Origin of the sequence: Pseudodesulfovibrio senegalensis, assembly GCF_008830225.1 — a bacterium.
GTDB lineage: Bacteria > Desulfobacterota > Desulfovibrionia > Desulfovibrionales > Desulfovibrionaceae > Pseudodesulfovibrio > Pseudodesulfovibrio senegalensis.
On the sequence record NZ_WAIE01000003.1, the window covers coordinates 20,215 to 44,903 of the forward strand.

General features: G+C 62.3%; 21 protein-coding genes and 1 riboswitch. Of the genes, 16 read left to right on the plus strand and 5 right to left on the minus strand.

What is annotated here, in order from left to right:
• The first annotated feature begins 142 nt into the window (after positions 1-142).
• Positions 143-2,233: a methyl-accepting chemotaxis protein gene (locus tag F8A88_RS08395; RefSeq protein ID WP_151150704.1), complete on the plus strand. Its 2,091-nt coding sequence runs from the start codon at positions 143-145 to the stop codon at positions 2,231-2,233.
• A 78-nt stretch (positions 2,234-2,311) separates the two neighbouring features.
• Here F8A88_RS08395 and F8A88_RS08400 read toward each other — a convergent pair whose 3' ends face one another.
• On the minus strand, positions 2,312-4,549 hold the full coding sequence (locus tag F8A88_RS08400; protein WP_151150705.1) for a vitamin B12-dependent ribonucleotide reductase: 2,238 nt from the start codon (positions 4,547-4,549) through the stop codon (positions 2,312-2,314).
• A gap of 319 nt (positions 4,550-4,868) precedes the next feature.
• Between F8A88_RS08400 and F8A88_RS08405 the strand changes: the two genes are divergently transcribed.
• The 8 genes from F8A88_RS08405 (at position 4,869) to F8A88_RS08440 (ending at position 13,050) form a co-directional block, all read left to right on the plus strand.
• Positions 4,869-6,041 carry a pyridoxal phosphate-dependent aminotransferase gene (locus tag F8A88_RS08405; RefSeq protein WP_151150706.1) on the plus strand — a complete coding sequence of 391 codons (1,173 nt, stop codon included), beginning with the start codon at positions 4,869-4,871 and terminating at the stop codon, positions 6,039-6,041.
• A gap of 153 nt (positions 6,042-6,194) precedes the next feature.
• Positions 6,195-7,058, plus strand: a complete 864-nt coding sequence (gene mutM, locus F8A88_RS08410; protein ID WP_151150707.1) for a bifunctional DNA-formamidopyrimidine glycosylase/DNA-(apurinic or apyrimidinic site) lyase — start codon at positions 6,195-6,197, stop codon at positions 7,056-7,058.
• Between the two features lie 406 nt (positions 7,059-7,464).
• On the plus strand, positions 7,465-9,006 hold the full coding sequence (gene murJ / locus F8A88_RS08415; protein WP_151150708.1) for a murein biosynthesis integral membrane protein MurJ: 1,542 nt from the start codon (positions 7,465-7,467) through the stop codon (positions 9,004-9,006).
• Positions 9,003-9,776 carry a tRNA1(Val) (adenine(37)-N6)-methyltransferase gene (locus tag F8A88_RS08420; RefSeq protein WP_151150709.1) on the plus strand — a complete coding sequence of 258 codons (774 nt, stop codon included), beginning with the start codon at positions 9,003-9,005 and terminating at the stop codon, positions 9,774-9,776. The genes murJ and F8A88_RS08420 overlap by 4 nt, the downstream gene beginning before the upstream one ends.
• Before the next feature lie 84 nt (positions 9,777-9,860).
• Complete coding sequence (locus F8A88_RS08425; RefSeq protein WP_161598362.1) at positions 9,861-11,096, plus strand: AAA family ATPase; 1,236 nt, start codon at positions 9,861-9,863, stop codon at positions 11,094-11,096.
• On the plus strand, positions 11,086-12,093 hold the full coding sequence (locus F8A88_RS08430) for a metallophosphoesterase family protein (RefSeq protein ID WP_151150711.1): 1,008 nt from the start codon (positions 11,086-11,088) through the stop codon (positions 12,091-12,093). Before F8A88_RS08425 ends, F8A88_RS08430 begins: the two co-directional genes overlap by 11 nt.
• Positions 12,077-12,403 carry a hypothetical protein gene (locus F8A88_RS08435; RefSeq protein WP_241667395.1) on the plus strand — a complete coding sequence of 109 codons (327 nt, stop codon included), beginning with the start codon at positions 12,077-12,079 and terminating at the stop codon, positions 12,401-12,403. Before F8A88_RS08430 ends, F8A88_RS08435 begins: the two co-directional genes overlap by 17 nt.
• 2 nt (positions 12,404-12,405) lie before the next feature.
• Complete coding sequence (locus tag F8A88_RS08440) at positions 12,406-13,050, plus strand: P-loop NTPase family protein (RefSeq protein ID WP_151150995.1); 645 nt, start codon at positions 12,406-12,408, stop codon at positions 13,048-13,050.
• A 10-nt stretch (positions 13,051-13,060) separates the two neighbouring features.
• Here the strand turns inward: F8A88_RS08440 and F8A88_RS08445 are convergent, their stop codons facing one another.
• A complete protein-coding gene (locus F8A88_RS08445) occupies positions 13,061-14,320 on the minus strand; it encodes an EAL and HDOD domain-containing protein (RefSeq protein ID WP_151150712.1) in 1,260 nt (419 codons plus the stop codon).
• Positions 14,321-14,389: 69 nt separating this feature from the next.
• Positions 14,390-15,610 carry an HD domain-containing phosphohydrolase gene (locus F8A88_RS08450; protein WP_151150713.1) on the minus strand — a complete coding sequence of 407 codons (1,221 nt, stop codon included), beginning with the start codon at positions 15,608-15,610 and terminating at the stop codon, positions 14,390-14,392.
• 137 nt (positions 15,611-15,747) lie between these two features.
• A riboswitch (TPP riboswitch) is annotated at positions 15,748-15,850 on the plus strand.
• Between the two features lie 113 nt (positions 15,851-15,963).
• On the opposite strand from F8A88_RS08450, the gene F8A88_RS08455 reads away from it, so the two are divergent.
• From F8A88_RS08455 to F8A88_RS08465, 3 genes are all read left to right on the plus strand, one after another.
• Positions 15,964-16,752, plus strand: coding sequence for a sulfide-dependent adenosine diphosphate thiazole synthase (locus tag F8A88_RS08455; protein WP_151150714.1), 789 nt, complete (start codon positions 15,964-15,966; stop codon positions 16,750-16,752).
• A gap of 134 nt (positions 16,753-16,886) precedes the next feature.
• The gene (thiE, locus tag F8A88_RS08460; RefSeq protein WP_151150715.1) at positions 16,887-17,537 is read left to right on the plus strand and encodes a thiamine phosphate synthase; all 651 of its coding nucleotides are present in this window, start codon (positions 16,887-16,889) and stop codon (positions 17,535-17,537) included.
• A gap of 60 nt (positions 17,538-17,597) precedes the next feature.
• On the plus strand, positions 17,598-18,347 hold the full coding sequence (locus F8A88_RS08465; RefSeq protein WP_151150716.1) for an SIR2 family NAD-dependent protein deacylase: 750 nt from the start codon (positions 17,598-17,600) through the stop codon (positions 18,345-18,347).
• A gap of 3 nt (positions 18,348-18,350) precedes the next feature.
• Here the strand turns inward: F8A88_RS08465 and F8A88_RS08470 are convergent, their stop codons facing one another.
• A complete protein-coding gene (locus F8A88_RS08470; RefSeq protein WP_151150717.1) occupies positions 18,351-19,268 on the minus strand; it encodes a metal ABC transporter solute-binding protein, Zn/Mn family in 918 nt (305 codons plus the stop codon).
• 136 nt (positions 19,269-19,404) lie between these two features.
• Here F8A88_RS08470 and F8A88_RS08475 point away from each other — a divergent pair, with 136 nt between their 5' ends.
• The 4 genes from F8A88_RS08475 to F8A88_RS08490 all read left to right on the plus strand — a co-directional run bounded on the left by F8A88_RS08475 (position 19,405) and on the right by F8A88_RS08490 (position 23,631).
• The gene (locus F8A88_RS08475) at positions 19,405-20,364 is read left to right on the plus strand and encodes a permease (protein WP_151150718.1); all 960 of its coding nucleotides are present in this window, start codon (positions 19,405-19,407) and stop codon (positions 20,362-20,364) included.
• Entirely contained in the window at positions 20,361-21,224 is an 864-nt protein-coding gene (locus F8A88_RS08480; protein ID WP_151150719.1) for a TIGR03943 family putative permease subunit, read from the plus strand. Before F8A88_RS08475 ends, F8A88_RS08480 begins: the two co-directional genes overlap by 4 nt.
• A 54-nt stretch (positions 21,225-21,278) precedes the next feature.
• Positions 21,279-22,109 (plus strand): zinc transporter ZupT, encoded by an 831-nt coding sequence (gene zupT / locus F8A88_RS08485; protein WP_151150720.1) that lies wholly within the window; start codon positions 21,279-21,281, stop codon positions 22,107-22,109.
• A gap of 88 nt (positions 22,110-22,197) precedes the next feature.
• A complete protein-coding gene (locus tag F8A88_RS08490) occupies positions 22,198-23,631 on the plus strand; it encodes a response regulator (RefSeq protein ID WP_151150721.1) in 1,434 nt (477 codons plus the stop codon).
• A gap of 9 nt (positions 23,632-23,640) precedes the next feature.
• Here F8A88_RS08490 and F8A88_RS08495 read toward each other — a convergent pair whose 3' ends face one another.
• Positions 23,641-24,618, minus strand: coding sequence for an HD-GYP domain-containing protein (locus tag F8A88_RS08495; RefSeq protein WP_151150722.1), 978 nt, complete (start codon positions 24,616-24,618; stop codon positions 23,641-23,643).
• Positions 24,619-24,689: the final 71 nt, after the last annotated feature.

Genomic DNA, 24,689 nt, shown 5'->3' on the forward strand with positions numbered 1-24,689 from the left:
AATTGAGGTGGGGTATGGTGGGTTCCCAGGGGTTGGGATTCGCCGGAACGCCCCGTCAACGAGGCATGCGGATTGAGCCGCGCACACAACAAGGGGAGCGCAGGAAGGTTCCCGTCAAACAGAAGATGATTAAGGGGAGCATATGAAGGTTTCCATTAAACTGAAGATCCTTGCGGGATTGATCGTATCGATCTTTTTGGTCTTTTCCGTGATTTTCGCCATCACGGCCTACGATGTGCACAGGCATTCGCGGAGCATGGCCATTCAGGGGATAGCCAAGGAGTTGGTCCATGTGGACAACGGCCTGACCCTGTTCATGGACGAGGCGCGCCTGAATACGGAGATGATGGCCGCGGACAAGCGCACCGAGCAGGCTGACCAGATCCTGACCAACTACCTTTCCGAAACGCCGGTCCCCACCAACGAGACATTTCCCGGCGATGAGCTGGGCAGGGAGCTGCGTACATTCTACCAGCTGATCCTTTCCAGCCACAAGGCGTACGTGGACTGTTACATCGGCACGCGCAAGGGCGGGTTCGTGATCGGCGGCAACGATCCCATGCCCGCCGGGTACGACCCGCGCAAACGCCCGTGGTACAAGGACGCCGTGGCCTCGCCCGGCAAGTCCATCATTTCCAAGGCCTACCGGTCCACCAACGGCGAGGCCATGATCAGCACGGGCAAGGCCATCGTGCACAACGGCGTGGAATACGGCGTTGCGGCCATGGACATCTCCCTGGGGCAGATCACCAAGCAGCTTGCCGAGATCCGCATGGGCGAGCGCGGACACGTCATGGTCATTCAGGACGACGGCGTGGTCATCGCCAACCCCGGGGACAAGGAAACCCTGTTCAAGAACGTGGCCGAGCTTGAGGACTCTGCGTACAAGCAGTTCTTCGCCCAGGACGAGGGCGCGGTGGATACCGTGCTGGACGGGTTGGACCGTGTGGGCGTTGTGCACACCTCCCCGGCCCTTGGCTGGAAATTCGTGGGCGTGATCGAAAAGGCCGAAATCATGGCTCCGGTCTACAATACCATGACCAACCTGGCCATCGTGTTTGTCATCAGTCTGCTGGTCATCTGTGCCTTTGTGTGGGTCTTCATGGACATGGTGGCGGTACGCCCGCTGAAGAGCGTGGCGGACATGCTCGGAAAGATTCGTGACGGCAAGTACGACACGCGCATCGACAAGACCCGCAATGACGAGATCGGCCAGATATTCGAGGCGCTTAATGATATGTCGGGCACGCTGGAAAGCAACATGCTCGAGATTACGGCCAAGACCGAAGAGGCCGAAAACAAGGCCCGCGCCGCGGAACAGGCCATGCAGGAGGCGAGCGAGGCCCGCGAACGTGCGGAACGCGCCCGTGCCGAGGGCATGATCGAGGCCGGAAAACAGCTGGAAACCGTGGTGCAGGAAATCAACGGCATCACCGAGGCCATCAACGCCAAGGCCCACGAGATCAGCGAGGGCACCAATGTCCAGCGCGAACGCATCCAGGCCACGGCCACGGCCATGGAAGAGATGAACGCCACCGTGCTGGAAGTGGCCCGCAATGCCGGCGATGCCGCCGGACAGGGGCAGGAGGCCAAGACCAAGGCCATGAACGGTGCGGACGTGGTCAATCAGTCGGTGAAGGCCATCAACTCCATTCAGGCGCAGGCGGACCAGCTGCGCACCAACATGGACGAGCTGGAAACGCAGGCCCGTGGCATCGGCAACATCATGGGCGTGATCACGGACATTGCGGACCAGACCAACCTGCTGGCGCTCAATGCGGCCATCGAGGCGGCACGCGCAGGCGACGCCGGACGCGGTTTTGCCGTGGTTGCGGACGAGGTGCGCAAGCTGGCCGAAAAGACCATGACCGCCACCAAGGAAGTGGGCGATTCCATCGAGGCCATCCAGACCGCTGCGGACCGCAACGTGCAGGCCATGGAACAGGCCGTTTCCGACCTTTCCACGGCAACGGACCTTTCCAACACCTCGGGTTCGGTGCTGCAGGAAATCGTGGACGGGGCCGAGCTTTCCGCGGACCGCATTCAGGGCATTGCCACGGCTGCGGAACAACAGTCCGCGGCCAGTGAGGAAATCAACCAGTCCATTGACGAGATCAACAGCATTGCCGCGGAAACCGAGCAGGCCGCGCTGGAAACCACGCAGGCGCTGGAACGCCTGGCCGCACAGGCCGAAGAGCTTTCCGGCATGGTGGAATCGTTGCGCAACGCCTGATCAGGAATACATGAAATAAAACGGGCGCCGCACGTTGTGCGGCGCCCGTTTTTTTGTTTGTGCCAAGCGGATGCGGGGTTAGCCGCACTTGGTGAAGCCGCAGGATTTGCAGATATGGCAGCCTTCCTCGAAGACAAGCTCGCTGCCGCAGTCCGGGCAGGTCTCCCTGTGCAGGGCCGTGACCCCGGCGCTGACCGGCCTGTCCTGCATGTAGCGTGATTCGAACACGTAGGCGATGGCGTCCGGGATGGACTGCACCAGATGTTTCTTCATGAACTTGGGGTTGTCGCCGCCGATGCCCTTGAGTTGTTCCACGATGTCGCGCACGGTCACGCCCGAACGCAGGGCCAGAGACACCAGCCTGCCGATGGCCTCGGCCTTGGCCGTGATGGAGCGGCCGGATTTGCCGATGGTGGCGAAGACCTCGAAAGGTTTGCCGTCCATCTCGTTTACGGTCAGGTACAGCACGCCCAATCCGGTTTCCACCTTGTGGGTGAACCCGTAGATGACTTCGGGCCGGTCCTTGACGATGCTGTCGTCCTTCTTGATCTTTTCTTCGGAATCGCCCGTGCACAGCACCTGCGAAGACTTGCAGCCGTCGCGGTAGACCGTGACACCCTTGCATCCGTATTCGTAGGCTTTCCAGTAGATTTCGCGGATGTGTTCCTGCGTGGCCTCGTTGGGCAGGTTCACGGTCTTGGAAACCGCGTTGTCCGTGTATTTCTGGAAGGCTGCCTGCATCTTGAGGTGCCACATGGGTTCGATGTCCATGGCCGTGACAAACACGCGCCGCACGTCCTCGGGCAAAAATTCCATGGACGCGATGGAGCCTTTTTTGGCCACCTCCTCCATGAGACTGGCGCTGTGGGCGTTGGCGTTTTTCAGGGCGGTCTCGAAGTGCGGGTTGGTTTCCACAAGCCGGTCGCCGTCCATGACGTTGCGCACGAAGCTTAGGGCAAAGAGCGGCTCCACGCCCGAGGAGCAGCCCCCGATGATGGACAGGGTGCCGGTGGGCGCGATGGTGGTCGTGGTGGCGTTGCGGTAGGGGCCGAGGTCGGCCTTGCCGAACACGGAGTCCGCGTAGGCCGGGAACGGCCCGCGCTCCTTGGCCAGTTGCTTGGACGCGGCCCGGGATTCGTCGCGGATGAATTTCATGACCCGCTCGGCCAGGTCCACGGCTTTTTGCGAGTTGTAGGGGATGCCCAGCTGGAAGAGCAGGTCGGCCCAGCCCATGACGCCCAGCCCGATCTTGCGGTTGCGTTCCACGGTTTCCGTGATTTGGGGCAGGGGATAATTGGAGGCGTCGATGACGTTGTCCAGAAAACGCACGGCAAGGTGCACGATGCGCTTGAGCTCGTCCCAGTCGATTTCGCTGTCGTGGCCGTTTTGCCCGGCCGCGTAGACCAGCCCGAGATTGATGGAGCCGAGGTTGCATGCCTCATAGGGCAGCAGGGGCTGTTCGCCGCAGGGGTTGGTGGATTCCATGTCGCCCTGCGCCGGGGTGGGGTTGTCGCGATTGACCCGGTCCAGAAAGACCATGCCCGGATCCCCGGATTCCCATGCCTTTTGCACCAGAATGCCGAAGACCTCGCCCGCGTTGAGCGTGCCGGACACCAACCCGGTCTTGGGGTCCACCAACTCGTAGTCTTCGCCCTTTTCCACGGCCCGCATGAAAGCCTCGGTCAGCCCCACGGACAGGTTGAAGTTGTTCAGTTCCCCGTCACGTTCCTTGGCCTTGATGAATTCCATGATGTCAGGATGGTCCACGCGCAGGATGCCCATGTTGGCCCCGCGCCGGGTGCCGCCCTGTTTGATCTGCTCGGTGGCGCAGTTGAAGATGCGCAAGAACGAAAGCGGACCGGAGGCCACGCCGCCCGTGGAGCCCACCACCGAGTCCTTGGGACGCAGCCGGGAAAACGAGAATCCCGTGCCGCCGCCGGATTTGTGGATCATGGCCGCGTGCTTCACGGAATCGAAGATGCCCTCGATGGAGTCTTCCACCGGCAGCACGAAACAGGCCGCCAACTGGCCCAGATCCGTGCCCGCGTTCATGAGCGTGGGCGAGTTGGGCAGGAACCGGTACGAAGTCATGAGATCGTAGAATTCGCGGGCCAGTTTGGAAACCGTATAGACGGAATCAGCGTATTTTTTTTCCTCGGCCGCAATGCTCGAGGCCACTCGCCAGAATAGTTCCCTGTAGTTTTCAAAAGGGGTGCCTTCGGTGTCCTTGCGCAGGTAGCGGCGTTGGAGAACTATCTTTGCGTTTTCGTTGATGATCGGCTCGGGGAGCCGTTTCGGCATGGGGGTGGCTGCCATGGTTTTCCTCTTCTATCTAGCTGTATTCATTGATAATGATAACGGGTTTTCTCGAGAAGCCCTGTGGACTGCTAGAGAAATTCTAGACTACCGCAGGGAGCAAAAAGAATCCAGTGCGTTTTGCATATCGCGTGCAGGTTTCGCATATGGTTTTCCCGTTTTTCGCAAAAGGGCGTCCCGATCCGTGCGGCCGTGGTTTGGCCAATCGTCGGCAGCGGTGTGCCTCAGCCGCGGATCATGGATTTACCTTGAAAAAAAATTGCTCTATAGGGCTTGAGGAGAGGACCGGATCGTCAACTGCCACAGAGGGATCACCATCATGCGAATTTCCGACAGACTGGAACGGATCAAACCTTCGGCCACGCTGGCCGTGAACGCCAAGGCGCAGGAGCTGCGCGCGCAGGGCCGCGAGGTCATCAGCCTTGCCGTGGGCCAGCCCGATTTCAATACGCCCCAACACGTCGTGGAAGCGGCCAAGGCCGCATTGGACGAGGGGTTCACCCGCTACACCGCGGTTCCGGGCATCCCCGAGCTGCGCGAGGCCGTTGCCGGGTATTACGGTCGTTTTTACGATGCCCCGGCCACGGCGGACGAGGCCATCATCTCCAACGGCGGCAAGCAGGTGCTCTACAACCTGCTCATGGCCCTAGTGAACCCGGGCGACGAAGTGCTCATTCCCGGTCCGTACTGGGTCAGTTACCCGGCCATGGTGCAGCTGGCCGAGGGCGTTTCCGTGATCGTGCCCGCCACGGCGGACAATGATTTTCTCGTTTCCGTGGCCGACCTCGAGGCCAAACGCACCAGCCGCACGCGGGTGCTGATCCTCAATTCGCCTTCCAACCCCACGGGCTGCTGCTACACGCAGGACCAGCTGGACGAGATCGCGGACTGGGCCCTGAAGAACGACGTGTTCATCATTTCGGACGAGGTTTACGACCGGTTGGTATATGCCCCGGCCACCCCGGCCTCGCTGGCCGGCTTCCGCGCCGCGCACCCGGAAAACTGCGCATTGGTGGGCGCGCTGTCCAAGTCTTTCTGCATGACGGGCTGGCGCATCGGCTGGTCCGTGGCCCATGCGGATCTGGTCAAGGCCATGATCAAGGTGCAGGGCCAGTCCACCTCCAACATTTCCGCGTTTTCGCAAAAGGCGGCCACCGTGGCCCTGAACGGCTCGTGGGACATTGTGGAAACCATGAAAGAGGCCTTTGTTCGCCGCCGCGACATGGCCTATGAGATCATCGCGGGCTGGGGCGCGCAGTGTCCCAAGCCGGACGGCGCCTTCTACCTGTTCCCGGTGCTGGACAATTTCTACACCAAAGACGCCCCGGACTCCGCGGCCATGTGTACCAGGATTCTGGAAGAGGCGGGCGTGGCCCTTGTGCCGGGTTCGGCTTTCGGCGACGACCGCTGCATCCGGTTCTCCTATGCTTTGGACGACGCCACCCTCAAGGATGCATTGACCCGTGTTGGCCGCGTTTTGACCGGCAAATAGTCGGGCCTTTCATGAGAACAGAGCGGGCCGGGAAAGACTCGGCCCGCTTTTCTTTTATCCGAAAACCACCTATTTGAGGGGATGTGCCGCGTTGCCGCAGGGGCTTGCGGATGATTGCGGTTAGTGCCGGTATTGCGGCGCAAAGGAAGATTCATGCCCGAACTGCCCGAAGTGGAAACCATAGCCCGTGGACTGCACGGATCGCTTTGCGATCGCACCGTTGCGGGCGTGCGCGTGCTGTGGCCCGGCAGCGTGCATGACGGCGACGCCTCGGGTCGGGACATGAAGTCGCAGCCCGTCCGTTTGCAGGCCCTTGTGCCGGGCGCCACCGTTGTGGGCGCGCGCAGGCGGGCCAAGCTGTTGCTGCTGGATTTGATCTCTCCCGAAGACCATGAAAACCGCGAGCTGACGCTGGCCTTTCACCTCAAGATGACGGGCCGGGTGGTGCATGAGGTCTGTCGCGATGTCCAGACCCATGACCGGGTGCGCTTTCTGCTGCGGGACAACACCGTGCTGACCTTTGCGGACGTGCGCAAGTTCGGCTACGTGCGCCTTTTCCTGCCCGGTGAATTGGAGCAATGGAAATTCTGGCGCAATCTCGGCCCCGAGCCGCTGGAAACCGGCGCCGAGCTGCTGGCCCAATCCGTGGCGCATCGCAAGGCGCGCATCAAGGGCTTGCTGCTGGACCAGACCGTGGTGGCCGGTGTAGGAAACATCTACGCGGACGAGTCCCTGTTTCGTGCCGGAATCCGGCCGGACGCCAAGGCCTGCGACGTGCCCCCGCACAGGCTGGCGGCCCTGTTCCGGCATTTGCAGGACGTGCTCCTGCAGGCCATTGCGGAAAACGGCAGCTCCATTCGGGACTATGTGAACGCGGACGGCGATGCCGGGGCGTTCCAGAACAGCTTCAACGTGTATGGCAAAAAAGGGCAGTGCTGCCCGCGCTGCCGTGCGGAGCTGGTGTGCTGCACCGTGGCCGGGCGTACGTCCACGTTTTGTCCGTGCTGCCAGAAATGAGCGTATGGCCAGGGGGTGGAACAACCGCAACGACTCCAACAAAGAAGTTGCGGTTCGGGCAGGCCTTCGTGTTATGAACCGTGTTTTTCGTATGCGTTTGATGCGCTGATTATAACGAAACCTGTTTTTTGGCCCAAAAGGATTCATGCATGGGCAGACGATTGGATGCATATGGCTTTTTGTTGAAATGGTTGAATATTTTTTTGGGATCGGATGGACAACATGCCTGTAGCCCGGCAGGAGTGAAGATTGTGTTTTTGCCGTGAACTTTTTTTTCAACTGTCCGGAATATGACGAAGACGCGATTTTTCTAGAAAAAGACTAGATTTTTTATAGATACGATTTGACCGCGAATCGCGCGGTTTTTGGCCGGGGTTGCCCGGATCAACGCAAACAGGAAGAATCAATGAGCGCACATGGCCGGAAGATAGCACGCAATGCCGGGGTGGTGGCCGGAGCCACGCTGGTTTCCCGCGTGTTGGGGTTCGTTAGAGACCTGATCGTGGCCTTTGCCTTGGGCGCGGGATTGCTGGCGGACGCCTTTTTCGTGGCTTTCCGTATTCCCAACCTGCTGCGCCGCCTGTTCGGGGAGGGTTCCCTGACCATGGCCTTCATTCCGGTCTATGCACGGGTGCGCGAGGAGCAGGGCGAGGAAGCCGCGCAGGCCATGGCCCGGTCCGCCATGATCTGGCTGGCGGTCATCCTCACGGGCATCACCCTGCTGGCCGAGCTGGCCGCCGGGCCGCTGACCATGGCCATTGCCCCGGGGTTCACGCGCAACCCCGAGCAGTTCGCCGTGACCGTGGACCTTGTGCGCATCTGTTTTCCCTACGTGATTTTCATCTGTTCGGTGGCCTTGTGCATGGGCATGCTCAACGCGCAGGGCCACTTTCTTGCCCCGGCCTTGGCACCTTCGGTGCTCAACGTGGCCCTGATCGGTGCGGCCCTGACCGGCTATTGGGCCGGGTGGAACGTGGCCTATGCCATGGCCTTCGGCGTGCTGGTGGGCGGCGTGTTCCAGTTCGCCCTGCAACTGCCGTTTTTGCGGCGCACCGGGTTCTCGTGGCGCGGGGCATGGTCGTGGAGCGACCCGGGCGTGCGGCGCATGGGCCTGCTCATGCTGCCCACGGTGTTCGGGGCGGCCGTGTACCAGCTCAACATTCTGCTGGGCACGTTGCTGGCCTCCTATCTGCCGGTGGGCAGCGTTTCCTATCTCTACTATGCGGACCGTCTTGTGCAGTTTCCGCTGGGCGTGTTCGGCATTGCCGTGAGCACCGCGGCCCTGCCCAGCCTTTCGGCCCTTGCCGCCAAAAGGGACATGGACGGGTTCGGCGGAGCCTTGCGCTCGGCCATGGGTTTGACCCTGTTCATTGCCCTGCCCGCGGCCGCAGGATTGCTGGCGCTGGCCGTGCCGCTCATCAGCCTGTTGTTCGAGCGGGGCGCGTTTTCCGCGCAGGCCGTGATAGCCACGGCGCAGGCCCTGGCCGCCTACAGCGTGGGCCTGCCCTTCATCGCCCTTGCCCGCCCGCTGGTGGCCGGGTTCTATGCGCTGGAGGACACCAGAACCCCGGTGCGCATTGCCGTGGCCTGCCTTGTGGTCAACATCGGCCTTGGCGCGTGGCTCATGACCTTCTGGGCGCACGTGGGGCTGGCCGTGGCCGTGAGCGCGTCCTCGCTGGCGAATTTCGCATTGCTGTTCTGGAAGCTGCGGGCGCGGCTCGGCCATTCCCCGCTGGAATTGGGCGGGGTGGCGCGCAGCCTTGCGCTTTCCTGTCTTATCGGCGCGGGCGCGTGGTTTTCCGCATCATGGAGCGGGTGGTGGCTGGCCCTGATTCCGGTCTGGGTCATTGTGTATTTTGCCGGAGCCGTGCTCCTGCGCATGACCGAGGCCCGCATGCTGCTGGACATGGTCCGTTCCCGCATTGCGCGGAAAAAGGGGCGCGCATGACGGATGCGGCGCGCCAGCAGTTCCCGCGCGGGTTGATGCAGCCCGAGGGCGGATACCGTTTTTCCATGGACTCGTTGTTGTTGTCCTGTTTTTGCCATTTGCCGAACCGGGCCGTTGGCGCGGACCTCGGGGCCGGGTGCGGCGTGGTGGGGCTTGGCCTGCTGTTGCGCGGGCAGCGGGAAAACGCGGATTGGGGGGTGACCGGGGTGGAGCTGGACCCGGACGCGGTCTGCAGCGCGCAGGACAACGCCCGCTTGCTGGGCCTTGAAGACCGTTTTGCCGTGCGCGAGGCCGATGTGCGCGAATTCGTCCGCCGCGAGCCGGACAGGGCATTGGCGCAGACGTTGGATTTCGTTGTGGCCAACCCGCCGTACCGCGACCCCGGCTCGGGCCGGGTCAGCCACGGTGAGCAACGGGGCAACGCCCGTTTCGAGCAGCAGGCGTCTTTTGCGGATTTCTGCGCGTGCGCGGCGCGGCTGCTGCGCGGCAGGGGGCGTTTTTTCGTGGTGCATCTGGCCGAGCGGCTGCCGGATTTGCTGCAGGATATGCGTTCGGCAGGGCTGGAGCCAAAGCGCATGCGCCTTGTGCATAGCCGTATTCATGAGCCTGCGCGCATGGTGCTGCTGGAAGGGGTGCGCGATGCGCGGCCCGGCCTTGTGGCGGAGGCTCCGCTGGTGGTGTATGAAGGGCAGGGACAGGCAACGGCCATGACCCCACAGGCTCTGGATTTCTGTCCGTTCCTGCAATGCAATGCCGGAACGCGGGCCTGATGTTCACCAAGCGGAGAGTCCCGGCTGGCCGAGGCTTCCGCATAACCCCAACAGCACTGCCGCAAACCAATGCGACCGGGAATCATGATCAGAAAAATCATTCTTGAGAATTTCATGGCCCACAAGCACACCGAGCTGGAGCTTGGTCCCGGGCTCACGGCCCTGACAGGACCCAACAACACGGGCAAGTCCGCTGTTGTGGAGGCCCTGCGCTGCGTGGCCACCAATCCTTCGCCCTACAACTACATCCGCCACGGCGCAAAACAGGCGCGGGTGACCGTGGAGCTTGAGGACGGGGTGCGCGTGGTCTGGATTCGCAAGAAGGCCAGCCCGGGCTACGAAATTCACCGCCCAGGACAGGACGAGCCCGAAGAATTCTGGAAGATGGGGCGCGGCAACGTGCCGGACGAGGTGCGCGATCTTTTGCGGCTGGATCCGGTTGAACTGGAGCGTTTCAAGAACGACGCCGTGGACGTGCACATCGGCAACCAGCGCGAGCCGGTCTTTCTGCTCAACAGGCCGGACAGCCTTGTGGCGGACTTTCTGGCCTCGTCCACCGAGGGCGCGCATCTGCTCTCCATGCAGGACGCGCTCAAGAAGCGCATTACAGAGGCCAAGCGCGAACAGGCCGGGCGCACCGCGCGGCTGGGGCACATCCGAACGGAGCTGGACACCCTGTCTCCCTTGCCGGATCTGACTCTGCTGGCCGAAACCTGCCGGGAGATGAAGACGCAACTGCGCACGCTGGATGCGGCCATCCCGGCATTGGGTTCCCTGCTCCATGAACGCGACCGTCTGGAAAAACAACGGGTCCATGCGCAACGGTCCGCGCAGGCTCTCGCCAATCTGACGCCCCCCCCCGAACTGGAGCCCGTGGCCCCGCTGGCCAACACGCTGAACGAGCAGGCCGCCCTGCACAGGCGGCTGCAAACCGCCTCGGCCCAGGCCAAGACTCTGGCTCCCCTGAATCCGCCCCCGCAAGTGCACGACACGCGCACCCTGCGCACCCTTGTGGACAGCTTGCAGACGGTTGCGGACGGGCTGATCCGGTCCGAAAAAAGGCACGCGATCCTGAACGGTTTGCTTGACCCGCCCCAGCCGGACTCACCCGCACCCCTGCAGGCCCTGCTGCGGGACATGGGCGCGTTGCAGCATCGGCTCGGGCAGGCGCAGGTCGAACTGGAGCGGGCAAAAAACGAAAAACAGGCGTTCCGCGCGCAGCTTGATGAACGGCTGGCCGGGCTGGGCACATGCCCCACCTGCGGCCAGCCCATGGACGCCGGGCATTTTCTGCAGGAGGTCGGCGAGCATGAGTCCTAGCCAAATCCCGGAAATCGAGGGCGCGGGCCTGCTGTTCATGGCCGATCCCCACTTTGCGGACAATTCGCCGGGCCAGCGGTTGGACGGATATTTCGAGCAGATACTGGCCAAGGTGGAGGCCGGGCTGGACATGGCCCGCGAGCAGGAACTGGTGCCCGTGTTTCTGGGCGACATGTTCCACTGGCCCCGCGACAACTCCAACAGGATGCTTGTGGAACTCATGCGCCTGTTTGTCTCCCACGGCGGCGCGCAAAAGGTCTGGGCGCTGGTGGGCAACCACGACAAGCACCAGTCCCGCCTGACCGACGACGTAAGCCTTGCGGTGCTGGAAACCGCGGGTGCGTTGCGGCTCATGAAGGAGCAGGGACCGCAGTTCGTGCTGCGTTCACAAACGGATTCGGGGGTTGCCCGCACCCTTGTGTGCGCCAGCCCGGACGGTTCGCCCATTCCCAAGCTTTTTGAGCGCCCCGGCGACGATCCCCTGTTGGATGATCCGCAGACCGTGCTCTGGCTTACGCACCACAACATCCGTTTTCCGGAGTTTCTGGACCGCGCCTACGGCATCAAGGAGTTGCCCGGCATTGACTGGGTCATCAACGGCCATATCCACAGGCCGCAGCAGACCGTGGTCAAGGGCTGCACCACATGGGCCAACCCCGGCAACATTTCCCGGCTGACCTTTTCGCGCCATTCCCTTGAGCGGGTTCCCCGCGCCCATGTCTGGACTCCGGGCTGCGCCGAGCTTGCGCCGCAGGATTTGCCGCACCTGCCCTTTGCCGAGGTGTTCCCAGATCAGGAACTGCCGCCCGAGCAGGGGGAGGGTGAGGAACAGGACGGTTCGCGCTTCATTCGCGGGCTGGAGCGGCTGGCATGGCGCAGGACCAACGAAGGCGTGGGGCTGCGCGACTTCCTGAAGGAAAATCTCGACGACACGACACCCGAGGACTCCCTTGTATGGGAGCTGTACGAGGAGGTAATGGATGATGCATCACGATAACGCGGGCGGCCCGGACAAGGCCGTGGAGCAGGAGCTGCAATCCTTGCGCGCCCGGTTCGAGCAACTGCGCGACCACAAGGTGCGCGTGGAGCAGGACATCAGGAACCTGACCGGTCAGCTGGAAGCATTGAAGGAGCGGGCCAAACAGGAATACGGCACGGACGAACCTGAAGAACTGCAAAGCTTGTTGCAGAAAAAACAGCAGGAAAATGAGCGACTTGTGCAGGAATACCGTCAGCACATCAACGATCTGCAGCAAGGGCTGGCCGAAGTGGAGCAGGCCTTTGGCGAAAGCTCGAGGCGTTCATGACCATGCCCGGACAGCCGGAATTGCGTGAGCTGGAAAACAGGCTCGGCCGTTTGAGCGCGTTCGGTGAAAGCCGCACGGACGAGTTCCTGCGCGAGCGGGAGCTGCTGGAACGTGCGCAGGAATTTCTGGACCTTGCGCCCTCGGTGCGCACGCGGCTGGAGGAATTGAGCACGCTCATGTTCGGCTCGCTGCTGGACGAGATCGAGGCCAATCTGACCCACGCCATCCGCGAGGTTCTCGGTCAGGACCGGGTGGTCTTCACCACGCGCGAGGTCAAGAACAACCGGCTCAACGTGCGTTTTCAGATCCGCAATCAGGGCGACGAGGAGCAGGTGGAGAATATCCTGCACGGGCAGGGCGGTTCGGTCTGCAACATCCTTTCCGTGGGCCTGCGTCTCATTGCCCTTTCCCAGCTCCACGAGGAGCGGCACCGGCCGTTTCTGGTGCTGGACGAGCAGGACTGCTGGCTGCGGCCCGCGCTGGTGCCCGTGTTCATGAAGCTTGTTGCGGAGATTGCCGAGCGGCTGGAACTGCAGGTGCTGGTCATCAGCCACCACCCGGTGGACCTGTTTGCCGAGAGCACCGAGCGCATTGTGGCCCTGCGCCCGGATCGGGAGGCCGGGGCGCGCCTCGAACGGGTTCGCTGAGTCCTTTTTCCTACGCTGCCAGCGCGCGCTGGGCCCAGTTCCGCGCTTCCACGTACAGGGCGTCCACCGTGCGCCTGTCCAGATTCATTTCCCGTATGCGCTTGTCCGTGTCGGCCCAGTAGCCGCGCTCGTAGCTGTGCGCCAGCTTGAGCAGGGTGTGTTCCGGGCAGGAACCGTCCAGCGTGCAGGTGATGATTTCATCCAGCGGCAGGGTCTTGAGCAGGTCCTTCATGCGCATGCCGAGCATGGAATCCAGCAGCGAGAACAGGCCGACCACGAAAAAGGAGTCCGGGTGGACATTCTTTGTCATGCCCGCATGCATGGCCAGCATTTCCAGAAACTTGGCCCGCTGCACCGAGAGAAAGACCAGCTCGCCCGCATTGGACGAGGAGTTCAGGTCGCTCATGAGCGCGGTGCGCAGCCATTGGGCTATGGGGCGCTGGCCCATGATGACCACGGCGCGGTCGAGGGTATCCACCTTGCTGTTCAGGCCGAACCCCGCGGAGTTGATATGCCGGAACAGGCGAAATGAGAGCGAGGGGTCGGCCTTGAGGATGTTGGCGATTTCCCTGAGCTCGAAATCATCCTTGCCCAACTCCCTGAGCAGCTGGAGCTTGCTCATCTGGCTGGACGAGAGCTTTTTGCCGGGCACGATCTGTGGCTTGCTGAAAAAGAAACCTTGAAACAGGTCGAAGCCCATGTCCCGCAAGAGGTCGTAGGTTTCCCGGTCCTCCACCTTTTCCGCCAGCAGCGTGGCCGTGCGCCTGCCAGCGACGGAGTGGACCGCGCGGATCTTGTCCGGGTCGCTGTCCAGACCGAGAATGTCCACCTTGACGATGTCCACGAGGTCCAGAAACGGCAAAAGGCAGGTCTCGCCGCAAAAATCGTCCATGGCCAGCGTGTAGCCGGCCTTCTTGAGCTCGCGCAGCGCATCCAGCACCTCGGGCGTGGGCCGCACGTCTTCCAGTATCTCCACCACGCAGGTGTCCTTGGGCAGGGCAAGGGCCGCCCCGGCCACAAGCAGGTTCTGCGGAAAATTGATGAGTATGCGTTGGTGCTTGCCGGTCAAACCTTCCATGGCCAGACTGACCCCGTCTGCAATAACGGCCTGTGTTGCCACGTCCCCGTCCGAAATGTTGGCGACCATGGCTGTTTCCGATTCACGGTGCAACAGCTCGTAGCCCCATATCTTCTCCGAGCGATCGAAAATGGGCTGCCGGGCCACGAAAATGTTTTCCTGCACGGAGCAGGTGGAGTTGTCTGCGGTCATAAGATGATAATTATTCCTGATTTGATGGCGGTCAAGGATAATTATCCGTTTTTGCCGGTCGCCAGCCTGTCATCCCTTTTCGCGGAAACGTTCCTGAATGGCGGTGATGGTGGGCAATATGTCCATGAACGATTCCACCACATCGGGGTCGAAATGGGTGCCGGAATCTTCTTCAAGCACCATGTAGGCTTTTTCGTTGGGCCATGCCTCCTTGTAGGAGCGCGGGGACGTCAGGGCGTCGAACACGTCCGCCACCGCGCAGATGCGCGCGCTCAGGGGGATGGCCGTTCCCTGCAGCGGTTCACCGGGCCGCGCGTTTTCATCCCACAGGTCGGGTACGTTGCCGGGGTAGCCGTTGCCGGTCCATTTTTCGTGGTGCCGCAGCGCGATATCCATGCACATGCGGTCCAGGTTGGAGGTTTGGTTTCGGAACAGGCGCGCCCCGCTGATGGTGTGCATTTTCACGGATTTGAATTCCTCGTCCGTGAGGCGGCCCGGTTTTTTGAGAATGGTGTCTGAGATGCTGACCTTGCCCACGTCGTGCAGCATGGCGGCCAGCCGTATGCGGTCGCGGTAGCTGCGGATCTCGCGCGGGTCCGTGCCCCGTTTCTGGGCCATGCGCTGATAAATCTCCGCGCAGTATGCGCCCACCCGCTGCACGTGCGCGCCGGTTTCCGTGGGATCACGCATTTCGGCCATCTGCATCATGCGCAGGATGAGCTCGCGGTTGAGCTGGCCGCGCTGGATGGCCACGCCAGCCTGATTGGCCAGCAGGCCCAGATAGGAGATGTCGGCCGGGTCGAACGGGCCGACCTGCTTCTGCTCGTTGCGCGCGTTGATGAGCTGGATCACGCCCACCAGCCGGTTTTCCTGTGACCGGATAGGTAGGGTCAGCATGGAGGTGGTTTTGTACCCGGATTTTTCATCAAAGGATTTGTTGAATCCGTAGGGCAGGGTCGGGTCCAGCGCGTATGCGTCGTCGATGATCAGGGTCTCGCCGGTCAGGGCCGCGTAACCCACGATGGAGCCTTCCCCGATAGGCAGGGTCAGGTCCTGATAGAGCACGGTGTTGCTGCTGTCCGTTTGAAAGAGCGTGTCGTTCTGCACGTAGCCGAAGCGCAGGCTGTTTCCTTCGGTCAGGAAGATGGATCCGGCGTCCGCACTGGCGAGCGTGCGGGCGTCGAGCAGAATGCGGTCCAGAATGGAGTCCACGTCGTTGAGCCGGTTGAGTTCGTCCGTGGCCTCGAGAATGAAGCGTACTGTTTCGTCCTGGCAGAAATGCGTGTTCATGGCGTACCCGTGGGCTGGAATTATCAGTTGACTGATACTTTCACGGTTATCGTTTCACGACAATTATTCTCTATGGTTTTTCGGAAAGGCATTTCCTTTCCGGCTTGCGGACCGCCCGCTTTGCGTGTACACCGTGTTCATTCCGATTGGGGTGTCCTGCCGACGGCGGCCGGACTGAGATCAAACCCATCGAACCTGATTCAGTTTGCACTGGCGTAGGGAACTCGGACACTGCCTTGACGTGGGCTTTTCGCCCATTCTTCATCATCGCACATTCTCCCTGTTACCCGGACGTTCGTGCCTCCGAGGGCGCACGGTTTTCGTGCACCCTCCAAACCACACGGAGGAAACGCATGTCTCTGAACGAGAAAATCATCACCGATGCCATCATCACCGAATTCTACCACAAGTTCCGCGACTGCCTTGACGTGGACGTGGCCATCGTGGGGGCCGGCCCCTCGGGCATGACCGCCGCCTATCATCTGGCCAAGGCCGGACGAAAGGTGGCCATGTTCGAGCGCAAGCTCTCCATGGGCGGCGGCATGTGGGGCGGCGGCATGACCTGGAACACCATCGTGGTTCAGGAAGGCTCCAAGCACGTGCTGGAGGATCTGGGCGTGCCCATGAAGCGCTACCAGGACGAATACTTCACCTGCGACGCGGTGGCCGCCACCACCACGCTGGCCTCGCAGGCCTGCCTTGCCGGAACCCGCGTGTTCAACTGCGTGTCCGTGGAGGACGTGGCCATCCGCGAAGTGGACGGGGAAAAGCGCGTCACCGGGCTGGTCATCAATTCCTCGCCCGTGGAAATGGCCGGACTGCACGTGGACCCGCTGGTCATCGGCTGCAAGTACGTGATCGAGGCCACGGGCCACGACACCGAAGTGCTCAAGACCCTGTGCCGCAAGAACGACATCAAACTGAACACGCCCAGCGGCTCCATTCAGGGCGAACAGTCCATGTGGGCGGACGTGGCCGAGACCGACACCGTGGAAAATACCTGCGAGGTCTTCCCGGGCATGTATGTCACGGGCATGGCTGCCAACGCCTCGCACGGCTCCTATCGCATGGGCCCGATCTTCGGCGGCATGCTGCTTTCCGGGGTCAAGGCCGCCAAGGAAATCAACGAAAAACTCGGTTAGCGATTCGTGGGTAACGGGCCGTTGCCGCGTGGCGGCGGTCCTTGGACCTTTCCGCGTCCCGCAACAATACTTGGTGGGACAGGATATTGCCGGGACGCGGAAAGGGTATGATTTCATTTTCAGGGAGAGGATCAATGACGCGCGATTGGCGAACGAATTTCGACTGTTCCCTGTATCTGGTTACGGATTCGGGCATGTGCTCGGCCATGGGGCTGGAGCGGTTGGTGACCGAGGCCGTGGCCGGGGGCGTGACCATGGTGCAGTTGCGGGAAAAGCACGCCTCCACCCGTGAATTTCTGGACAAGGCCCGGGCGTTGCAGGCCATTTTGCAACCGCAGGGCGTGCCCCTGCTCATCAACGACCGCGTGGACATCGCCCTGGCCGTGAATGCTGCGGGCGTGCATCTGGGGCAATCGGACATGCCCTGCCATGTGGCCCGGCAACTGCTGGGACCGGGGGCCATCATCGGCCTGACCGTGGACACGGACGAACAGGCCGTTGCCACCGAGTCCATGGACGCGGATTACCTCGGCGTGGGGCCGGTGTTCGAGACCAGCACGAAGCCGGATCACTCGCCGGTGCTGGGCGTGGACGGGTTCACCCGCCGCCGTGCCCTGAGCTCTCGGCCATGCGTGGCCATCGGGTCCGTGCGTGCCGAACACGCGCATACGCTGCTGGACGCGGGCGCGGACGGCTTGGCCGTTGTCTCGGCCTTGTGCGCTGCGGGTGATCCCCGGCAGGCGGCTCGAGAATTGCGCGAAGCCGTGGAGTCGTTTCGGGGCTAACGGGCTGCTTTTTTGCGGACCGATGTTTTCCTTTTCCCTGCGGTCTGGTAAGGCAGGGGCATGTCCAACCACGCCCTTTCCCATGCGGCCGAGACCATTCGTTCCGCACGACACGTCATCGCCTTCACGGGCGCGGGCATATCCGTGGAGTCCGGCATAGCCCCGTTCCGGGGGCCGGGCGGCCTGTGGTCGCGGTTCGACCCGAACCTGTTCGACCGCAACCGTTTTCGGCGCGAACCGGAAAAAAGCTGGGAGTTGCTGTACCGCCTGTTTTATGAAGGCGCAGCCGGACGCGCCCGGCCCAACGCCGCGCATCTGGCCCTGGCCGAAATGGAGGCCCGGGGGCGACTGCACGCGATCATCACCCAGAACATCGACGGTCTGCATCACCGGGCCGGTTCCGTGAACGTGCTGGAATACCACGGCAGCACCCGTACCATGACCTGCATGGACTGCGGCCTGCAGGTGGATGCCGCGGACGTGCCTATGGAAAAACTGCCCCCGCGCTGTGCGGCCTGCGGCGGGGTGCTCAAGCCGGATGTCGTGTTTTTTTCCGAACCCATTCCCGACCATGTGCACCGTGCGGCGTTGGCCGAAGCCAAGGCCTGCGACGTATGCATCGTGGTGGGAACCTCGGGCGAGGTCATGCCGGCGGCGCGCATTCCGCGCATGGCGGCGCGCCATGGCGCCGTGGTGGTGGAGATCAATGTGCGCGAATCGGCGTATACCTATGAGACCAGCACGATATTTCTCGAAGGCAAGGCCGGCAAGATATTGCCGGACCTTGCTTCCGAAGTTATCGGTAAGTGATCGTTATTTATTGACGGTCTGTGCGGCTGCCGCGCGGAAGGATTGGGAAACCGTGCGCAGGTTTTCGGCCCAGTTCTCGGCCAGCGGGTTGGCTGGCTGCACCCGGCCGTTGATGGCTCTGGCAATGACCTCGGCGCTGCGGCGCGAGAACTGCGGCTGCACGAAGACCACGCGGATGTTGTCTTTTTTGGCCATGCGGATCAGCGAGGCCAGTTCCCTGGGGCCGGGGTCCTTGCCTTCCAGCTCAACGGGCACCTGTATCAGGTCGTAATCGGCGGCAAAGTAGCCCCATGCCGGATGGTAGACCATGAACCGGGCCGGGCGGCGCAGGGGATCGAAGATGGCGTGCAGTTCCTTGTCCAGCGCGTCGATCTCGGCCATGAAGCGCTCAAGGTTGGCCTTGTAGGTCCCGGCATTGGCCGGGTCGGCCTGCTGCAGGGCTTTCATGGTGTTGCCCGCCAGTACGCGCATCAGGGACGGGCTGGTCCATACGTGCGGATCAAGCGGGCCGTGGTGGTGGCCTTCGTGCTCATGTTCGTGCTTTTCGCTGTGGTCGTGGTGATGGTGCGCGGCCATGGGCACCCGTTTGATGGATTCTTCCATGTGCACCACGCGCATGGATTTGGCGGCTGCGGCAATGCGCGGCAGCCACGCGTTTTCAAAGGGCACGCCGATGGCGAAATAGATGGAGGAGTTGGCCAGTGCGGTCATCTGTCCGGGCTTGGGCTCGTAGGTGGCCGGGCTGGCGCCTGGTTGGACCATGACCGAGCAGTCCACCAGGGAACCGCCGATTTTTTCCACCACATAGCGTTGCGGCACGATGCTGACCGTGACGTTCAGCGCGGCGGCATGGGCTGGCAGGGCGGCGAGCAAAAGGCCCAGCATCAGCGGAATTGCGCGTGTGAAAGACGATATGTTCATGCGAGGACTCCTGTGCGTTTGCGTTCGGGAACGGAAGCCAGTATACGTTTTTTGTGATAATGGTTGTCAATTCCTTTTTTTTCTCTTGGGGCGCGCGGGTTTTTACGGCGTTTTCAAATCGTGAGGCCGTTGTTTCATGGCTGATTCCCTGCTGATTTTCTGTTCCATGGCCACGGCCATCGTGCTGGAGGCCGCTCCCTTTCTGCTGCTGGGCTCGCTGGTGGGCGCGCTGTTCGAGGTGTTCGTGCCGGACAGGGCGCTGGAGCGGTTCATTCCGAGCGGGGCGGTGGCGCAGGTGTCTGTGGGGCTGGTGGCGGGCATGGCTTTGCCCACCTGCGAATGCGGGGTGGTGCCCATTGCGCGCAGGCTGCTGCTGCGGCGGGTGCCGGTGCGCATGGTCATGGCCTACATGCTGGCCGCGCCGGTGATCAATCCGGTGGTGGTGCTGTCCACCTATGTGGCCTTTCAGAATGATCTTTCCATGGTGGGGTTGCGTGTGCTGTTCGTGGCCGTGCCCGCGGCTGCCGTGGCCCTTGGCCTGGGCCGGGGCGAGGCCCACGATGTATTGCGCATGCCCAAGCCCGTTCTCTTGCGTATGCACGGCATCGGCGAACCCGCCATTCATGCGCACGAAGGCCATGAGTCCGGATGCTCCTGCGCATCCTGCGCCGAGGGTGCGCAGCAGGGATCGCGGCTCATGGCCGTGTTGTCCCACACCGCGCTGGAATTTTTGTCCATGGCCCGGTTCCTGATCGCCGGGGCCTGCCTTGCCGCGGCATTCAAGGTCTTCGTGCCCGCCGCAATCCTGCGCCTGTTCGTGGACAGCCCGGTGCTGTCCATTGTCAGCATGATGCTTTTCGCGGTGCTTTCCTCGGTCTGCTCCGAGGCGGACGCCTTTGTGGCGGCCGGGTTCTCCATGCTGCCGCGTGCGGCCCAGCTGTCGTTCACGGCCATCGGTCCCATGGTGGATCTCAAGCTTTTGGGCATGTTCGGGGCCACGTTCCGGGGCCGGGTCACCCTTGCGCTGGTCACGGTGCCCACCCTGTCCGTGCTTGTCATGTCCCTGCTGCTGCAATGGCTGGGAGGCGGATCATGAGCGCGCGTCTTGGTGCCGTGATCGAAGGGTCGCTGCTGGCCTGTTTGGGCGGGTTCATGCTCTGGCTGACCCTGTCGGGCCACAGCTGGCAACTGCTGCATCCCCGTTTTGCCGTGGTCAACGCGGTGGCCGGGGGCGTGTGTGTTTTGTTGGGCGGGGCATTCGCCCTGCGCCGCGTCGGGCCGGGTACGGGCCTGTCGTTTTCGCGCATTGCCTGTCTGGCCCTGTTTCTGTGTCTGGCGTTTTTTTCCTTGCGCGGCGTGCGCGTGCTCTCCGGCGGCGCGGGCATTGTTCCGGCTTCTTCGGACGCCGTTTCCTTTTCCGGGCCGATGCCCGGCCAAGGTCCGGGCGGCTCCTTTGACGCGGGCCAGCCGCCGCCGGGCAGCCTGACGCTTGAAGGCCTCATGCCCGAACAGACTGCGCGCATGGTCATCGGCGGCGTGGAATACGTGCGCATGAACGCGGCGGAAATGCGCATGATGGCCGATGCCCGGCCCGAATCCCTGCCCGGAGAAATCGTCTGGCAGGGCATGGTGGAGCGCACGCCCGAGCTGGACGCGCTGGGCATGGTGGCCGTGTTCCGGGTGGCCATTGTCTGCTGCCTTGCGGACGCGGTGGCACCGGGGTTTGCCGTGGCCGTGGACGATCCGGACCGTTTCTCTCCGGGCCAGTGGGTGCGGGTGGCCGGAAGGCTCGAAATTTCGCCAAAACCCCTGCCCGGCGATCCGCAGGTGCCCGGCGTCATTGCCACGGTGCTGGACCGGGAGCGCGTGTTTCGCTGCCGGGACATCGTCCCCATCGAGCGGCCCGGCGTGCCCTTCGTGTTCGAGTTCCGCGAGACCGAGCCGTTCGCCTATTAGAATGTGCCCGGCCGGGTGCTGACATGAGGAGGATGCGATGGTATTCATGAAGTCATGGAAACATCGCATGTTCTTTTCGCTTTCGGTCTGACCCTGTTCGCGGGCCTGAGCACCGGCATCGGCAGTGCGCTGGCCTTTTTCGCCCGTACCACCAATACGAAATTCCTGTCCGTTGCCCTTGGCTTTTCCGCCGGGGTGATGATTTACGTCTCGTTCGTGGAAATATTCTTCAAGGCCAAGGACGCCTTGGTCGCGAGTCTGGGCGGGGTGGCCGGGACATGGGCCACGGTGGCGTCTTTTTTTGGCGGCGTGCTGCTCATTGCGATCATCGACAGGTTCGTGCCCGGATACGAGAATCCGCATGAGCTGCATACCATCGAGGAAATGGATCAGGGCCTTGAGAATCTGCCCAAGAACGAGGCCCATGATTTCGGCAAGCTCAAGCGCATGGGCCTGTTCACGGCGCTGGCCATCGGCATTCACAATTTTCCCGAAGGGCTGGCCACCTTTACCGCGGCCCTGACCGATCCCAACCTCGGCATCGCCATTGCCGTGGCCATCGCCATCCACAACATTCCCGAGGGCATCGCGGTTTCCGTGCCCATCTATTATGCCACGGGCAGCCGCTCCAAGGCCTTCAAGCTCTCCTTTCTTTCCGGCGTTTCCGAGCCGGTAGGCGCATTGGTGGGCTATCTGATCCTGTTGCCGTTTTTCACGCCCACGGTGTTCGGCGTGCTCTTTGCCGGAGTGGCCGGGATAATGGTTTTCATTTCGCTGGACGAGCTGCTGCCCGCGGCGCAGGAGTTTGGTGAGCCCCATTCGGCCATTTACGGGGTCATTGCGGGCATGGGGGTCATGGCCGTGAGTCTGCTGCTTTTCCTGTAGCCCGGTTTTAAAAATAATAACATCAGGTTCCAAGGGGTTCTATGATCGGTACAGGTACGACTGATCGTACCGTGCAAGGGGAGAGGCCATGGAACCGAGGAAAAATACCGGATGCCGTACCGTGGTGCTGGCTGTGGCGGCCATGACCGCGCTGGCCCTTGGCACGGCTTTGCAGCTGGAGTCTGGTGCGGCCGCGCTGATTTCGTGGCCGCAGGCGCCTGCTGTTGCGGTTTTTCTGCTGGTGTTCTGCGTCGGGCTCAGTGTCTACAGCATCTGTTGCTTTGTCCGGCGCGGCCGGCGCATCCGCCGCATGGAGTCGCTGGAGCGCGAACTGAAACAGGCCCGGGACCAGAGCGAGCAGGCCGGCCGGCTCAAGGATGAGTTCCTGGCCAATGTGAGCCATGAGCTGCGCACCCCGCTCAACGGGGTCATCGGCATGATCAACCTGCTCAGGATGACCCAACTCGACGAAGACCAGCGCGAGTATTGCGATTTGGCCATGGAATCCGCGGAACAGCAGCTTTCGGTCATCGACGATCTCATTGATTTTTCCCGCATGGAGACCGGGCGGCTTTTGCTGGTGCGCCGGGAGTTCAACCCGGTGCGGGTGGCCCGTTCCGTGGTGGACGCCTGCAAGCCGCGCGCGGAGCTGAAGGGCCTTGCCCTGAACCTGTCCATTGACGGGGACGTGCCGTCCATGCTGGTGGGCGACGACAGCCGCGTGCGGCAGGTTTTGCTGAACCTCGTGGACAACGCCATCAAGTATACGGACCGGGGCAGCGTGGACGTGGTGCTTGGTGCGGACTGTGCGCATTCGGATTCCCAGGGCTGCCGCGTGCGGTTCGAGGTGCGCGATACGGGCGTGGGCATTTCACCGTCGCGGCAGGCGCTTGTTTTCGAAAAATTCACACAGGGCGACGGCTCCCTGACCCGCCTGCAGGGCGGTTCCGGGCTTGGCCTGACCATTGTGCGCAGCCTGGCAGAACTGATGGGCGGCTCCGTGACCGTGGACAGCGAACCCGGAAACGGTTCGGTTTTCGTTTTTACGGCTCCGTTCTTTCTGGGCCGTGATTCGTATCGGCAGGAGGCGGTGGTGGAGGCCATGCGCGACAGGCCTCTGTTCAGCGGCTACCGCGTGCTTCTGGTGGAGGATGAGCGCGTCAACCGTGTCTCCCTTGCGCGCCTGCTGGAAAAACAGGGCCATGCGGTCGTTGCTGCCAGCTCCGGGCGCGAGGCCCTGAGTGTCCTGCGGCAGGAGGAAGTGGACTGTGTGCTCATGGATGTGAACATGCCGGGCATGGACGGGCTGGAAGTGACGCGCATGATCCGTGAGGGCGATGCCGGGAACGGGATGAAGGATATACCGGTCATAGCCGTAACAGCGCTGGCCAATGAGGATGACCGCAGGCGGTGCATGGACGCGGGCATGGACGGGTGTGTTTTCAAACCTGCGGACGCGGACAGCGTGGCCGAGGAGGTCATGCGGGTCATGACCCGCCGGGTATTGTCGGCCGTCAAATGATTCTTGGGGTCAGGCCAGACCCGAATCCGAGAGAACCTGAACCAGCCGTTTGAATACGTCCGGGTCGTGCGCGCCCGTGTCGTCGCGCATGCGCTTCAGGGCTTCGAAAGGTGTGAGTCTTTCGCGCCACGGTTGGTCCCTGGTCAGTCCGTCGTACGTGTTGCAGGTAGCGGTCACGCGGGCGGTCAGGGGGATTTCTCCCTCTGTTGCTCCGGAGGGATATCCCTTGCCGTCCATGCGTTCGTGGTGGAAAAGCACGCAGTGGATTGCCTCGGGCATGAGCGGAATGGCAGAACCGGCGCGTACGCCCATGACCGGATGGGTCATGTAGGCCGTGAATTCTTCCGGGGTCATGGTTTCCGGGTCCTTTTCCGAAAGGGTGGCGGGCAGGGTCGCCTTGCCGATGTCGTGCAGCATGCTGCCGATGCACATGTCTGTCATGGTGGCCTGGTCCGGATCAAAGGTCTGCATGACGCACAGGGCATAGACCATGGTGCCGATGCCGTGGTTGTAGGCCTGCTGGCCGCAGTCGATGAATCGGGCGAGTTCCTTGAGCGCTTCCGGCGTGTCAAAGAACCTGCGGCTCATTTCTATGAGTTGGCGGATCCGTTGCACTCGCTTGCGCAGCACCGTGGCGGGCAGGTTGGCCTCGTATACGTCTTCCGCCAGCCTGCTGGCCGAGTTGCTCCACGTTTCCGAGCGCACGTCCACGGGGATGGATTCGTCGTTGAGGATGCGTGCCAGATGCTTTTGCACGTATTCGGCGTGCTCCTTTTCCTTGCCTGCGGAAATGTAGACCTTGCGCGCGCCCATGGCGCCGAGCCGCGAACGGTGTTCTTCGGTGAGCTGGTCGTTGTCCTTGGCATAGAGCACGAAACGTTGCCCCTGCTTGAGGTATATCTCGAACCCGGCGCGGGTGCCGGGCAGGATATGCTCCGGCGGGATGGGCAGATAATTTTGCGGCGTGTCCTGATTCTTTGCGGGCATGGTTTTGTTCTCTTTCGGGTGGTTTCGTGCAGAATAGCACGGACGGATTCGGGTTTCCCTTATATTGTTGC